Source organism: Microcoleus sp. D3_18_C4, from assembly GCF_036702355.1.
Taxonomy (GTDB): Bacteria; Cyanobacteriota; Cyanobacteriia; order Cyanobacteriales; family Microcoleaceae; genus Microcoleus.
Genome location: NZ_JAUBTF010000011.1, coordinates 129,774 through 145,116 on the forward strand (window position 1 = coordinate 129,774; position 15,343 = coordinate 145,116).

The following is a 15,343-nucleotide window of genomic DNA, read 5'->3' on the forward strand; positions in this document are numbered from 1 at the left end:
GAGTTGTAGAATTTAATTCAAAACTCCACAACCCTTAGCTCACAAACAGTTAAACGGTCACTTCCGTGTCAGTTGAGCCGCCTCTGGCCCCGGAATAAACTAAACCCCGCTGCATATCCAGCGTCAGCATAGTTCCGTCCCGAATTACGCGCGTGGCATTCTTTACGCCCACCATCACCGGCACGCCCAAGCGCAAACCGATAATCGCGGCGTGAGAAGTCAAACTGTCCTCCTCCGTCACCACACCTGCGGCTTTCCGAATCATCTCCACAAAAGCGACGCTTGTGTGTTCCACTACCAAAATTTCTCCAGGGTGGAAATTGCCTACATCCGCAGCAGTGCGAGCAACCCTGGCCAAGCCACTCACCGATCCCAAACCGACACCGGTGCCTTTGCCTAAAACTGCTGTCACTACTTCAACTTTGATCAAATCCGTCGATCCGGCAACCCCTTGCAGAGTACCGGCGGTCATCACAACTAAATCTCCGTCGCACACTAACTCTTTTTCCTGGGCGACTGTCATGGCAGAGTGAAATGTCTGGCCGGTGGAGGGCAAATCCAGCACCAGCAAGGGTTTTACTCCCCATACTAATTGCAGTTGTCGGGCTACGTCTACGTGAGGAGTAACTGCCAAAATCGGAGTTTTCGGTCGGAACTTCGAGACATTGCGCGCTGTGGCGCCGGTTTTGGTCAGCGTCATGATGGCCGCCGCGTTCAATTGTTCGGAGATTTGGCTGACTGCTTGGCTGATACCGTTGGGGATCGATCGACCAATATCTTCTACATTCCTAATATTCCGCTTAATTCCTTCTCTCTCCATCCGCACCGCAATTCTTGCCATCGTCGCCACCGCTTCGACGGGGAACTTGCCGACAGCAGTTTCATTTGACAGCATCACCGCATCAGTTCCGTCCAGAATCGCGTTTGCCACGTCGGAAATCTCGGCGCGGGTGGGACGGGGATTGTTGACCATGCTGTCGAGCATCTGGGTAGCGGTAATTACCGGAATACCCAGGCGGTTGGAGGTAGCAATCAGCCGCTTTTGCAAAATCGGCACGTCTTCGGCGGGTAGTTCCACTCCCAAATCGCCGCGGGCGACCATCACGCCGTTGCAAAGGGTGAGAATTTCCTCCATTTGTTCGATCGCCTCGTGCTTTTCGATCTTGGCAATCACCGGTACCTGCTTGCCCGCACTGGCAATGAGCTCTTTAATTTCGAGCACATCTTGGGGATTCCGCACAAAGCTCAGGGCCACCCAATCGACACCTTGGTCGAGGCCGAACATTAAATCTTTGCGGTCTTTATCAGTCAGCGCTTTAATTGACAGGTAAACTCCCGGAAAATTCACGCCTTTGTTGTTGGAAAGCGGCCCGCCGACTACGACGCGGCAGTACAATTCCCGCGCCGCGCGGTCTACTTTTTCGACCAGCATTTCGACTTTGCCGTCGTCAAGCAGAATCACTGAGCCCTCTGGAACTTCGTCTGCTAGGGGGTCGTAGGTGACGGAAGAAATGAGCTCGGTACCTGGAACTTGGCGACTGGTGAGAATGAAAGGATCGCCGTTTTTGACAACTATAGAGCCTGTCTCAAAGCGCCCTAAACGAATTTTCGGGCCTTGGAGGTCTTGGAGGATGGCAACCGGCTGGTTGAGTTCAAAGGATGTTTGCCGGATTAAGCGAATGCTGCGCTGGTGGTCTTCTTCTGTTCCGTGGGAAAAGTTGAGTCGCAAAGTTGTGGCACCTGCTTCTATGAGCTGGCGCAGCACTTGTGGGTCCGAAGTTGCTGGGCCAATGGTGGCGACGATTTTAGTCCGGCGTAGGGCTTTTGGCAATTGCATCAGCGGTGTTCTGGGGAGGCAGGTGGATTTCTTGTTTAAATTTCGGCTAACGTTTCATCTTTGCACTACAAGCAATGACGCTAGTCTCAACTCTTAAAAATTTTGATAGTCGTCAAAAAAGTAGGTATTGAACAATATATAGAATATCTGACTTTTTACCGATCGGTAATCTTTTCTTGGGGAGCGCTCTTTTTTGCAAATTTTTCCGCTCTCTGGCTTGACATAAATACAGACATACCCATTTATTTTATTTGGTCTGCTGAGCTCTTGTGGCTACTCTAGCACTGGTATCCTTGTACAACAGCAATACTTTTTTGCTTGTGCAGACGTTTGTGTCTGGCGATCGAACTCTGTTCTTTCATAAAACTTTACTATTGTCTGGCTTGTATCTTATACTACGCAAGAGTGAAATATTAAGGAGTCTTAACAAAGATGTCGGAGGCAGGACGGCCGCTGACAGTGCCGAAAGAGTTTCTGAGTCCTCCCGGTGACTTTAATCCGACACTGCTGCTGTTTTTGAGTGCAGTAGCGATTATCGTGATTTCTTACTTGGGTTTCTGGTATTGGGAATGGCCCCAATGGTGCTGTTTTTTATTGAACGTGTTGGCTTTGCACATGGCTGGAACTGTGATTCACGATGCGTCTCATAATGCGGCCCATCGCGATCGCACAGTTAATGCTATTTTGGGACACGGTAGCGCGCTGATGTTGGGTTTTGCTTTTCCGGTGTTTACACGGGTACATATGCAGCATCACGCCCATGTCAATGACCCAGATAACGATCCAGACCATTATGTTTCTACGGGCGGGCCTTTGTGGTTGATTGCTGCGAGGTTTTTTTACCACGAGATTTTCTTTTTTAAGCGCAAACTGTGGCGGAAATACGAATTATTGGAATGGTTTCTCAGCCGTTTGTTTGTGATCGCGATCGTGTATATCTCGATTCAATACGGCCATTTAGATTACGTCCTGAATTTTTGGTTTTCTCCGGCTTTGGTGGTGGGGTTGGCCTTGGGGTTATTTTTTGATTATTTGCCGCACCGTCCGTTTCACGAGCGCGATCGCTGGAAAAATGCCAGAGTATATCCTAGTCCTATTCTAAATATCTTGATTTTGGGGCAGAATTATCATCTGATTCATCACTTGTGGCCTTCTATTCCTTGGTACAATTACAAGCCTGCTTATGAGGCTGTGAAGCCGCTGTTGGATGAAAAGGGTTCTCCTCAAACTTTGGGAATATTGGAAGGGAAAAAGGACTTTTGGAGTTTTATATATGACATTTTTTTAGGGATTAGGCTGCATCACAAGAAAGCGTCTGATTGACAAAAAACCCGGTTTCTTTGAGAAGCCGGGTTTTTTTAATACTTACTATACCATTCTTAGGGACATGGCACCGTCCCCATTAGTGTCAAGTTAAGCTCAAACATCGATCGATCCGGGGTGTACTTCATAAACGTGGAATCTACTTGATCGCGCAACTCAGTAGATGTATTGCTTCCTCATGAAGTGTTTTCGACTGCGATCGCAACATCACCAATTCGGAACACACGAGCGTGAAAAATAGCCGCTCTCCCAAAGTCGCCACGCCCACGAAGCGCTCGTTTTCTACCCCTGTCGTTACAACAGGTCCATAGATCGCCTGAAGTTCAACCTCTCCAAACTGTTGCTGAATCATCAATCGTGTGAGATTGCTAATGCATACATCGTAGTCCCATTGGTCTTTAAATATTTGTAGAACGACATCAGGACTGGGATTGGTAGACATCCATTCCTGACCTTGAAAAATTCTTTCAAAGAGCTTGTCTGATGCCATACTTTGATTGAGTTGGTGCTTAACAGAACGGGCAAGATCCCATAAATTGGTATCAGACCTTAAGAGGTGGAATGTACGTTCAGCGACTGCACATAAACTGACATCTTCCTGATTTACAGATGTCAAGTAGGGTCTCAGATTAATCGATGATGTACAGGTGAGGTTTTGCGACTGTTCTGAATGATTTTGGTGGCGGATTGCTAAGAGAAAAGCGCCACAAATCGCAGCATGAACGCTTGTTTGCTCTTGCCGACAGCGAGACATTAGGGACTGTGTTGTTTCGGGTGAAAGCGAACCGGAACTGACATATAGACGGTTATTTTGCCTCGCAGGTTGCACAACTTTGAAGGAACCGCTCATCCTTCTAAATTTAGGCATTGGCTTTAACAAAGAAATTGTTTCAGGAGCTTGGACTGGAACCAAGTCCTCTCGCGCCGGAGGAACAGATAAAGACTGTCCGAAGGCAGTGGGTGTGGCGATCGCCTGCAAAATATCCCGAATTAAGTAAGTAACAGAGATTCCATCTGCGATCGAGTGATGGCACGTTACAATTAATTCTGATAATTCTGCACCATTGCTTGAGTGAACTAAGACGACACGCACTAACGGAGCTTGCGACCAGTCAAAAGCCGTTGCGATTTCTCGCTCAACTTCTCGCTGCCAATGTTGTTCAGATTGTCGCGCAACTACTAGCAGTGGTATGCAGGCAGAGTCTTCAACAAACCAAGGTTGCTCTGCTTCATCAACAGCAATGCGAACTCGGAGTAATGGATGCCGTTGCTGTGCGAGGGTAAGTGCTTGTTGAAGTTGAGGAACACTGAATCTTCCTCTGATTTGTGCAGTGAGAGCGAAATGTAAGGGATGAGCTCGATCGTGGAGCCAGAAGATTTTCTCCCATGCGCCAAGGGGGCGACAGACAGGAACAGCCTGAGTGCGATCGACGGATGGCATACATTAAATCTCCAATTTGGATGTCCCTGAATACAAGGTTTACCAGATCCGATATTGGGATCGAGCGAGATTCGAGATCGTAATTTTGCTCTATTCATAAAACATCTTGATTTAACCTGCAACTTTTCAACCCCTTGAAAGAGAAATTGGTTGATCGCCCTTGCTGAGTTGTGCGGGCGATCCATCGAACAATCGCCAAGTCTATTTTTCCCCAGCCACCGCCACCGCTAAATTCCTATCGGGGCGCAAATTTTGAGCTCCCCGCAAATAAGGATGATAAATTTCAGTATGTGCCGGCCAATTGACGTGAATTAAAAACCGAATGCAGCGTTCCAAAGCACCCTCAACGTGCATTTGCTGTACGTCCAACAAAGGAACATTACACCAGTGAGGACGTTCGCGGGCGATCGCGGCCGGAAACACAGCATCTAAATCGCGAGTAGCAGAAAACGTAGCACTAATAATTAATTCTGGATTTATATCATTTTTTGCTTCTAATTCATCTAACAATTCTCTCACCGCTTCTCGAATTGCTGCCACCGAATTCTCGCTAGCAGTAGTTGCCCCACGAATCCCCCGCACTTGCCACTCCACGCAAATTTCCTCCATATTTTTGTTATTAGTCATTAGTCATTAGTCAGTTGTCAGTTGCTAGTTGTCAGTTGCTAGTTACAATTACCCATTACTAATTACCAATTACCACTGTCAACTGACTACTGCCAACTGCCAACTGACTATTTAATCACGGGCGATACATCCACAGCGGCAAACCGCTAGTAGAAAGCTCGAATTCGAGCAAATTATTGTAAGCTGAAAGCCCGGATATATCCAGACTACTCCCCAAGACACGATTTAGGAAAGGTTTTTGTTTTTCTAGCGTGCAAGACTCGGTTTTTTCCGGGTCGAGGCCTGCGAGTTCGGCGGCAAGGCGGCGAGCGTCCTCTTCTGTTCCCAGTCGATCGACCAAACCCAATTCTAAGGCTTGCTGACCGGTAAAAACCCGACCATCGGCAAAACTTTTCACGTTTTCAACGGTCAATTTCCGGGCTTCAGCAACGGTTCCCACGAATTGCTGGTAGCTGGTGTCGATCAAGTCTTGCAGAATTTGCTGTTCAGGATCTGTCAATTCTCGATCGAATGCCAAGATATCTTTATACGGCCCCGATTTAATCACCTGAAAAGAAACGCCTACTTTTTCTAACAGCCGTTCTAGATTGTTGCCCCGGATAATCACACCAATGCTGCCAGTAATTGTACCGGGATTGGCAACGATATGCTCGGCTCCCATGCCGATGTAAACTCCGCCAGAAGCTGAAATATTGCCGAAACTGGCGACAATTTTGACTTTTTCGCGCAAACGCTTGAGTGCGCTGTAAATTTCCTGGGAATCGCCGACAGTGCCGCCGGGGCTGTCTATCCGCAGCAGCAAGGCGGGAAATTTGCGTTCTTCAACGGTTTTGAGAGCTTCTAGGACTCGTTTACGGGTTTCTCCGGCAATGGCGCCGGTGATTTCGATACGGGCGATTTGTTTGCGGTAGCGAGGCTTGAATGGCCAAATCATGGGCAGTGTACAGGCAATGTTACGGATTTTTGTAGCTAACTTCTTATAGTGTGCCTTATTCATCGGGGTAGATGTTGTGCCATTTAGGAACAGGCAAGATGCCTGTTCCACCTTGATTTTGTGGAACGGGCATCTTGCCTGTTCCAGATGGCCGAGATTTGTGCGATCGCACTTAACCCAACACCAATATATAATTGTAAAAATTGCTTAACAAAACTACATCATCCCCACGAGAATCAATCTCATCAATTATCTGGAGCCCTCCCCATGCAGCTAAAACTTACCGATTCTAAACTGCCTTTTGCCCCGCTGTTGCTAATTGCGCCGTTTTTCCTGTGGGGAACCGCGATGGTAGCCATGAAGGGGGTGATGCCGCACACAACGCCACTGTTTGTGGCATTCGTGCGTTTAGTACCTGCGGGCGTCTTGGTGCTGCTGGCGGCGGCATTCATGGGAAAACCGCAGCCGCAGGGTTGGAAAGCTTGGCTGTGGATTTCGCTGTTTGCTTTGGTTGACGCTACTTTGTTTCAAGGCTTTTTAGCCGAAGGTTTGGCGAGAACCGGTGCGGGCTTGGGTTCGGTGATGATTGATTCTCAACCGCTAGCTGTGGCGATTTTGTGTTTGTGGTTGTTTCAAGAAAAAATTGGTTTTTGGGGCTGGTTGGGATTAGTGATTGGCGTAGTCGGCATCAGTTTAATTGGGTTGCCGGATGGCTGGATTTTGGGGCTTTTTCATCCTGAAAACAGGCAGGTTTCTGGGGGTATCGAACAGTTGTTTCAGGGTGGAGAATGGTTGATGCTGTTGGCGGCTTTGTCGATGGCTGTGGGTACGGTTTTGGTGCGCTGGGTTTGCCGGTATGTTGATCCGGTGGTGGCGACTGGTTGGCACATGATTTTGGGCGGTTTGCCACTGTTGGCAATTTCGGCTGCAACTGAGTCTGAACAGTTTGTGAATATCGATTTTTCGGGCTGGATGGCGTTAGGTTATTCTACTGTGTTCGGAAGTGCGATCGCCTACGGTTTATTCTTTTATTTTGCTTCGAGTGGCAGTTTAACAAGTTTAAGTTCTCTTACCTTTCTTACGCCTGTTTTTGCTTTGCTGTTCGGCAATTTGTTCTTGGGCGAAGTGCTCAATCCGCTGCAATCGATGGGAGTTGGGCTGACTTTGGTGAGTATTTATTTAATTAATCAGCGGGATACTTTGGGTGAGAAATTGCGAAAAGTGCGGCAGGGTGAAGCGAGTGCAGAAGTTGAAGCAACAGGATTGTTAGAGTCGTCTGAGTTGAATTCTGTAGAATTACCCGTGCAGTTGCGGGTTAGCGAATTGGAATCAGAAGTTTAGCGCTTTGAGAAATTTAGGGAGAATTGGTTAATTTTTGAACTAACTGATTTGGAGTTACAATCCTAGGAGTAGTAACCGGAAAATCTCGCGGGTTGCGGGTGACAATGGCATCAATTCGATTGATTACAGCAGTGCTGTACTGAATCGCATCTTCAAAATCCTTGAAGTTGCAAGTTAATGCCATTGAAATAACAGAGTTATCTACTGTTGCTACTTGACAAAATGTGGCTAACTGCCGCAAAAAATCCAGCGTCCAATCGCGGCCTCTGTCTCTGCGGATAATATAGTAAAGGTAGCTAAAAGTTGAGGCTGAAATATAGCCTTGAATTTGTGCTTCTTCAACAAAAGTTAAAATGCGATCGCTCTCAGAAAAGAAAGGTTCTCGATCGAGAGCAACATCTACTATTATATTGGTGTCTATCAGGATTTTCACAAGTTATGTTTCTCTTTTAAATATTCCCATTTTGCTTGTTTGTCTGGATCGTCAAAATCCAGCGGTTCGGGTACAGCATCTCGATCGAATAAACCTTGAAATGCCTTCACGTTAGTTTTAAACTTTTTTTGAGGTGCTTCAGGTGCGATCGCATTTTCTGACGCGCTGGCTTGTTTAACCGTATCAGGTAGCTGCAAGACGATGATTTCTACATCTCCCGGTGGCATATTCACGGGTTCCACAACTACCAAGTGACCAGTTGCATCGATTTTACCTCTAAGTTTGTATGCTTGCATGGTAATCTCCGATAACTATCTTTCTATTATATGACATAACAACCTGCTTCCTTACCAATCCTCTTCATCACCAATCTTAATGTCTCTGCTTTGAATCTCTTCTATAAAAGTTTTTAAAGTGGGATTTTCTGCGTAATGCTTAATCAAAACTTTATGCTTGCGATATTGTTCTGAAATTACTCGATAATATTCAGGATTTTTAGCATTAGCGTCGATCGTAAACTTATGTTTTTTCGCAAGTTGCAGGTTTAAAGTATCGAGGCAGTTCTTAACTTTAGCTTGTTTCTTCTTGTCTGTATAATACAGGGGCAGCAACCAACACTCAATAGAATGTACGGAGATGGCAAATATAATTTGTTGTTGATATCTGCTGTAAAAATTATCGCCGATCGCACTTCTAAACTTTTCAATAACTTTTGCAATTAACTGCTGGGGAGTAAACTCACCGTTTTCATCTTGTTTGGCTACACCATAATCTTCTGAAACATCCATATCTATCTGAATAATGATATAGTCAATAAATTGAAATGCTTCTTGAAATTTTTTTGACCTACAATAATCAAATACTAGAGTCCAGCCGCCGGTTTTGGATTTATCTCTTTTTGGCTGAAGAGGTGTCACCTCTATATATGCACTATTAAAATATCCAGCTAAAATATCTTCTATTACAATTTGGTCAGTCAGTCCCTCTGCAATCAATCCAAAACTAATCATATTAAAAATTCTTAGGAAGTCCGCCGATATAGCCTCTCAAAAATGCCTCTGATAATTCTACTGGTTCTTGGCCCTCTAGAGGTTTGGGGCCCAGAATGCGTCTGGCTTTAGTATAACCTAATTGGTTGCGAGAAATCACAAGCAGTCGCTGTTCGTCATCCTCTAAATCCAAACCGTCCAAAACTGCCGGATTGTGGGTTGTAAAGATAACTTGTTTGTCGTATTTTTTGGCTAATTCAACTAATTCTTGCATTAATCTGCGACACAATCTGGGGTTGAGAGAAGCGTCAATGTTATCAATTGCAAAAAATTTAGGCGTGAGATCGCTAATGAACAAGGCAAAGTAAAAGAGTAAAAATAAAAAGCCTTCATTAGAGCTTTTTTGGTCGAAGTAAGTTAAATCTGTATCTAAATATTTATCTTTAATTTGGAGAGAACTTTGCAGGGGTGATAAATCTTCAGGCACTTCAAAATCTCTAAACCAATCTATCAATCGCAACTTTCCTTTAATTTGATTGAGTTTATCTTGGTTTGTTTCTGAGTTCAAAAACTTTATAAGTTTAAACAAGCCTTCACCATTAATGCCTAATGGTTGAATTTGTCCTTCTTTTTCAAAAGTTCGTAAGGCTTGGTTTTCGGGAGAGTAAATTGTGAAATTAATTAAATTAGCCGGGGAAAGCATTCTGTTTATTGATTCTAACCCCAACAAAAGTTTTTGTATTTTTGGGTTTTGTAATGCATCTTTTTTTAGGCTTTTTATTAAGAGTTCTAGACTTATTTCCTCATGTTGGTTTTTTGGCTTTGTAGATAGAAGATTTTGTGTTTCCATAGACTTGTCAAAATCTTTTGCCAAAAAATGCCGCTCATATAAGTTTTTATCTGCCCACTTTGAATAGGGGGAGTTATCATTTTGTAAAATATAAGTAAAGTTTTCTCCCTCATTTTCTCGGATATCAATTTTGATATCTTTAACCAAATTTTCCATTTCAAAAGCCGATCGCATAAATCGAGGTTCTGTAACTCGAATGCCCCGTGCAGCTAAGAACTCGTTATCAAGTTTATCATTAGCAGCCGCAGAAGCCAGGGCAATCGCCTCTAGGATATTACTCTTGCCGCAGCCATTTTCACCGATCAATACAGTTACTCGTCCTAATTCTAGCTTCAGCTTTTGAATGGACTTATAATTTTCGATTCTGACTTCTCCAATCATAATTCAATCCAATATAATCTTACTGTACTCATTGTATCTCCGATCGCATGAATCTCAAAGAACGCTTGCACAGCCATCTGATTCAAATTGTACGCGATCGCAATCCATACCTCGCATCCGAAGGGCATTTTTATGCCCAGCAATACATCCGCGAACAGTTGGCACAGTGGGGGACTGTAGAAATTGACGACTTTTCCGTGCGCGGCCGAATTCATCACAATTTTATCTTGGATTTACCCCCCCTCAGTCCCCCCCTTGGTAAGGGGGGGAAGCAAGAAGAATCACCCTTTGCTTCGGGGGGGAAGCAAGAAGAATCACCCCTTGCTAAAGGGGGGAAGCAAGACAATCTGGGTATTGAAAAGCAGATTAAGAAGCGGTTGCCGCCGATCATAATTGGTGCTCATTACGATACTGCACCCGGATCACCTGGGGCCGATGATAATGCTACTGGTGTTGCTGTTTTGCTGGAACTCGCAAGGGATATCGCATCTGGACCGCTCAAATATCCAGTGCAATTAGTCGCATTCGATATGGAAGAATACGGTTATTTGGGAAGCAGTCATCATGCAGCTAAATACAAGCAACAGCAAGAGTCAATCCGGTTAATGATTTCTTTAGAAATGTTGGGTTATTGCAACCATAATCCTAATTCTCAAAGTTATCCCGCTGGCTTGAAATATTTTTATCCAAATAGTGGCAATTTTATTGCTTTAATTGGCACTTTGCGGACGGTTCCCGATTTAATTAATTTGAGTGGCAAAATTCGCAAATCTGGTCAGCCCTGCGAGTGGCTGCCGGTGCCGAATCGAGGTTTAATTGTGCCGGATACTCGCCGCAGCGATCATGTTCCTTTTTGGGATAATGGTTATCCGGCTATTATGGTGACTGATACTGCTAATATGCGAAATCCGCATTATCATCGAGAAAGCGATAAGATTGAGACTTTGGATTTGGATTTTCTGGCTGGTGTTTGTCAGGGGTTAGTCAAGGGCATTCGACATCTATAATTAACATGAGCGAGCGCGTGCTAGTTTGAGCTGCCAGAAATTATGAATTTTATGACCCGAAGTTATGAGTTTTATGAATTGACTCGAACAGAAGTTTGTTGAATACTTGTAAATTAATCAAGCAAAAAATTCCCAAAAAAGAGATATGAATCCTACTTATCCCGATCGCACTCGCTGGCAATTCTGGATCGATCGCGGTGGCACTTTTACCGATATTGTCGCCAACAGCCCCGACGGTAAATTAGTCATTCACAAGCTGCTGTCGGAAAACCCAGAACGCTACACCGACGCCGCAGTTCAAGGAATTCGCGATATTTTGAGAATTCCCGCCGACGCAGCTATACCCGCCGCCGAAATTGAAGCGATTAAAATGGGGACGACGGTGGCGACAAATGCTTTGCTGGAACGAAAGGGCGATCGCACAATTCTGTTAATTACTAAAGGTTTCGGCGATGCGCTGAGAATTGGCTATCAAAACCGCCCGAATATTTTCGCCCGCCACATTGTGTTGCCCCAGATGCTGTACGATCGAGTTATTGAAGTTGCGGAACGCTACAGCGCTCAAGGTGAGGAGTTAACTGCTGTCAATCCCGAGTTTATCCCGTCTTTGCAGCAAGCATACGATGAGGGAATTCGTAGTTGTGCGATCGTATTCATGCACGGCTACCGCTACTCGGAACACGAAAAACAAGTTGCTAAAATAGCGAAAGAAATTGGCTTTACTCAAATTTCAGTATCTCACGAAGTCAGCCCGCTGATGAAATTAGTTTCGCGGGGTGATACTGCGGTTGTCGATGCTTATTTATCTCCGATTTTACGGCGTTATGTCGAACAAGTAACCAGTCAGTTAATCGAGGCAGATTCCGGGAACGAGGGATTATTAATGCCCAATGCCCAATGCCCAATGCCCAATGCCCAATTCCCCAAATTAATGTTTATGCAATCGAATGGCGGCTTAGTGGACGCGGCACAATTTCAAGGAAAAAACAGTATTTTATCCGGGCCTGCTGGGGGAATTGTCGGTGCAGTTCAAACGAGCAAAAAGGCAGGTTTTGATAAAATTATTACCTTTGATATGGGCGGAACTTCGACAGATGTTGCCCATTTTAACGGCGAATACGAACGCGAATTTGAGACGGAAATTGCTGGGGTGAGATTGCGATCGCCCGTGATGGCAATTCACACTGTAGCAGCCGGCGGCGGTTCAATTGTCTTTTTTGACGGGGCTCGCTACCGCGTCGGGCCGGAGTCTGCAGGGGCCAATCCCGGGCCCGCTTGCTATCGCAAAGGCGGCCCCTTGACGGTGACTGATTGCAATGTGATGTTGGGGAAAATTCAACCGGATTTTTTCCCGAAAGTATTTGGATTGAATGGAGATTTGCCGATCGCCCCTGACGTAGTAAACCAAAAATTTGGGCAGTTAGCGGGGGAAATTGGGGGCGAGAGGACGGCCGAAGAGGTGGCGGAGGGTTTTTTGGCGATCGCTGTGGAAAAGATGGCGAATGCTGTCAAAAAAATCTCGCTTCAGCGCGGTTACGATGTTTCGGAGTATACATTGTGCTGTTTCGGCGGTGCGGGCGGCCAACACGCTTGTGCGATCGCCGATGCTTTGGGGATGAAACGGGTATTTATTCACCCTTATGCGGGTGTGTTGTCGGCTTACGGTATGGGTTTGGCTGATGTGCGGGCTATTCGCGAAAGGGCGATCGAGCAACAATTAAATGCAGAATTATTACCTAATTTGCATGAGATTTTAACCGAATTGGAGGCTGAGGGAAAGAGGGAATTGAACCGCACAGGCGCAGAGAACACAGAGAATGAGTCAGAGGTTTTAGTTGTTAGCAAGTTGCGCTTAAAATATCAGGGAAGTGACTCGGTTTTGGCGGTTAATTTTGCTGACAATATTGAGGCGATGCAGGCGGAATTTGAAGCAGCCCACCGACAGCGTTACAGTTTTATTATGTCAGAAAAACCGCTGATTGTGGAAGCGGTTTCGGTGGAAGTTGTAGAAAGAATGGATGTGCCGGAAGCATCCACAATTTCCCCCTCTGGTGGGACGCGCATCTTGCCCGTGCAACCAATTTCAACCGTGCAAACCTATGTTGCTGGTGGGTGGCGGGAAACGCCTGTTTATCAGAGAGAGGATTTGCGATCGCACGACTGCATTAGCGGCCCTGCTATGATTGTTGAAGCTACGGGAACTAATATCATAGAACCGGGCTGGGAAGGGGAAATCACCGAAAATAATGATTTAATTTTGAACCGCCGATGCACGCAGATAGAGGCAGATAATATCCGCGTTCATTCGGGTTTATCTGCGGTTAAATCCGATCCGGTTTTGCTGGAAATTTTTAATAATTTGTTTCGGGCGATCGCGGAACAAATGGGCGTCACATTGCAAAACACAAGTTCCTCAGTCAACATCAAAGAACGTCTCGACTTTTCCTGTGCAATTTTCGACAAAAACGGGCAATTAGTTGCCAACGCGCCGCACATTCCCGTACATCTGGGTTCGATGAGCGAAAGCGTTGAAGCTTTAATTTTAGCACAAGGCAATGCGATTCAACCGGGCGATGTTTATGTTTCTAACAATCCCTACAACGGCGGCACGCATTTACCAGATATCACCGTTATTACTCCAGTATTTGATGGTGATTCCTCCCTTCCTTTGTTTTATGTTGCCTCGCGGGGACACCACGCTGACATCGGCGGCATTACTCCCGGTTCCATGCCTCCTAACAGTACAACAGTAACTGAAGAAGGTGTATTGCTTGACAATTTATTGTTAGTAAGCGAGGGCAATTTTCGAGAAAAAGAATTACTAGAACTTCTGACAGCGGGGAATTTTTTTGTTCGCAATTCCGCTCAAAACATAGCCGATTTGCAAGCACAAATTGCTGCTAACAAGCGCGGCGCAGAAGAACTTCTCAAGATGGTAGAACATTATGGATTAGAGACTGTGCAAGCTTATATGGGCTTTGTGCAAGACAATGCTGAGGAGTCAGTGCGGCGGGTAATTGATGTTTTGCAAGATGGCGAGTTTACTTATCCGATGGATAGTGGCGGACAAATTAAGGTAGCGATTACAATTGACAAATCTGCGCGCAGTGCAAAAATAGATTTTACAGGCACTTCTGCTCAACAATCCAACAATTTTAATGCTCCCGCAGCCGTGTGCAAAGCTGCTGTTTTGTATGTTTTCCGCACGTTGGTAGATGACGATATTCCTCTAAATGCGGGCTGTTTGAAACCTCTCGAAATCATCAATCCCGAAGGCTGTATGCTGAATCCTCGCTATCCAGCGGCGGTGGTTGCAGGTAATGTGGAAACTTCGCAGAATATTACCGATGCTTTGTATTGCGCTTTGGGAGTGATGGCTGCTTCTCAGGGAACTATGAATAATTTTACCTTTGGAAATCAGCGCTATCAATATTATGAAACTATTTGCGGCGGTGCGGGTGCGGGTGCAAGTTTTGATGGTACGGATGCGGTTCAAACCCACATGACTAATTCGCGTTTAACTGATCCTGAAGTATTAGAATGGCGGTTCCCGGTGTTGTTGGAAAGTTTTGCAATTCGGGCTAATAGCGGCGGGAATGGATATCATCGTGGCGGTAATGGAGTGGTACGCAGGGTGCGGTTTCGGGATGCGATGACTGCTGGTATTTTATCGGGCCGGCGTGTGATTTCTCCTTGCGGTTTGAATGGGGGTGAAGCGGGGAAAGTTGGACGGAATTATGTTGAAACCGTTGATGGAAAAGTTGAGGATTTGGGGAGTACGGCGAGTGTGGAAATGCAGCCGGGGGATGTGTTTGTCATTGAGACTCCGGGGGGCGGAGGATATGGTTATTTATAGTAGTAATATCAACTCCGGTAGCAGCAGAATTAATATTACCCACAGTCAGGACACGGCAGTGCCCTGTCCTCGGCATCATCCTGATGCTACCGGAAACGATATAAGTAAGCCATAGCTTTTAATTTATCGTGATGAACCGACACGCATTGTTCTGGTGAAGATTCTTTTTTAGGGGAAGTAATATAGCCAGAGTTTTTGATAACTTTTCTGAGGTGTGAAAAGCTCGCTCCCACAAGTGAAAAGTATATACAGCAAATTCCATGTAAATGTGGTACACTACATTCAGTACATCAGCAGAAAAAATGAAAGCTTATTCGATCGAGT

12 protein-coding genes are annotated in these 15,343 nt (G+C 45.5%); 4 read left to right on the forward strand and 8 right to left on the reverse strand.

The features are described 5' to 3' along the window. Positions 1-49: 49 nt before the first annotated feature. Entirely contained in the window at positions 50-1,837 is a 1,788-nt protein-coding gene (gene pyk, locus QUA90_RS08260; protein WP_333409464.1) for a pyruvate kinase, read from the reverse strand. A gap of 432 nt (positions 1,838-2,269) precedes the next feature. Here pyk and crtR point away from each other — a divergent pair, with 432 nt between their 5' ends. Further along, positions 2,270-3,160: a beta-carotene hydroxylase gene (crtR, locus tag QUA90_RS08265; RefSeq protein ID WP_333080914.1), complete on the forward strand. Its 891-nt coding sequence runs from the start codon at positions 2,270-2,272 to the stop codon at positions 3,158-3,160. 139 nt (positions 3,161-3,299) lie between these two features. On the opposite strand, the gene QUA90_RS08270 is transcribed toward crtR, so the two are convergent. The 3 genes from QUA90_RS08270 to sppA all read right to left on the reverse strand — a co-directional run bounded on the left by QUA90_RS08270 (position 3,300) and on the right by sppA (position 6,162). Then, positions 3,300-4,601: a phthiocerol/phthiodiolone dimycocerosyl transferase family protein gene (locus QUA90_RS08270; protein ID WP_333444859.1), complete on the reverse strand. Its 1,302-nt coding sequence runs from the start codon at positions 4,599-4,601 to the stop codon at positions 3,300-3,302. A gap of 201 nt (positions 4,602-4,802) precedes the next feature. Continuing rightward, on the reverse strand, positions 4,803-5,228 hold the full coding sequence (gene aroH / locus QUA90_RS08275; protein ID WP_333284368.1) for a chorismate mutase: 426 nt from the start codon (positions 5,226-5,228) through the stop codon (positions 4,803-4,805). 115 nt (positions 5,229-5,343) lie between these two features. Continuing rightward, a complete protein-coding gene (gene sppA, locus QUA90_RS08280) occupies positions 5,344-6,162 on the reverse strand; it encodes a signal peptide peptidase SppA (RefSeq protein WP_333321714.1) in 819 nt (272 codons plus the stop codon). Between the two features lie 267 nt (positions 6,163-6,429). On the opposite strand from sppA, the gene QUA90_RS08285 reads away from it, so the two are divergent. Further along, positions 6,430-7,503: a DMT family transporter gene (locus QUA90_RS08285; RefSeq protein ID WP_333444861.1), complete on the forward strand. Its 1,074-nt coding sequence runs from the start codon at positions 6,430-6,432 to the stop codon at positions 7,501-7,503. Positions 7,504-7,516: 13 nt separating this feature from the next. On the opposite strand, the gene QUA90_RS08290 is transcribed toward QUA90_RS08285, so the two are convergent. Genes QUA90_RS08290 through QUA90_RS08305 form a run of 4 tightly spaced genes read right to left on the reverse strand, consistent with a single transcriptional unit; the run spans position 7,517 to position 10,156 of the window. Further along, complete coding sequence (locus QUA90_RS08290) at positions 7,517-7,936, reverse strand: PIN domain-containing protein (protein WP_333444864.1); 420 nt, start codon at positions 7,934-7,936, stop codon at positions 7,517-7,519. Further along, positions 7,933-8,232 (reverse strand): hypothetical protein, encoded by a 300-nt coding sequence (locus tag QUA90_RS08295; RefSeq protein WP_333444866.1) that lies wholly within the window; start codon positions 8,230-8,232, stop codon positions 7,933-7,935. Before QUA90_RS08295 ends, QUA90_RS08290 begins: the two co-directional genes overlap by 4 nt. A gap of 51 nt (positions 8,233-8,283) precedes the next feature. Beyond that, entirely contained in the window at positions 8,284-8,946 is a 663-nt protein-coding gene (locus QUA90_RS08300; protein WP_333444868.1) for a phage tail protein, read from the reverse strand. 1 nt (position 8,947) lies between these two features. Then, a complete protein-coding gene (locus QUA90_RS08305; RefSeq protein ID WP_333444870.1) occupies positions 8,948-10,156 on the reverse strand; it encodes an AAA family ATPase in 1,209 nt (402 codons plus the stop codon). Between the two features lie 47 nt (positions 10,157-10,203). Between QUA90_RS08305 and QUA90_RS08310 the strand changes: the two genes are divergently transcribed. Both QUA90_RS08310 and QUA90_RS08315 read left to right on the forward strand, forming a co-directional pair. After that, positions 10,204-11,163: a M28 family peptidase gene (locus QUA90_RS08310; protein WP_333444872.1), complete on the forward strand. Its 960-nt coding sequence runs from the start codon at positions 10,204-10,206 to the stop codon at positions 11,161-11,163. Between the two features lie 145 nt (positions 11,164-11,308). After that, on the forward strand, positions 11,309-15,019 hold the full coding sequence (locus QUA90_RS08315) for a hydantoinase B/oxoprolinase family protein (protein ID WP_333444874.1): 3,711 nt from the start codon (positions 11,309-11,311) through the stop codon (positions 15,017-15,019). Positions 15,020-15,343: the final 324 nt, after the last annotated feature.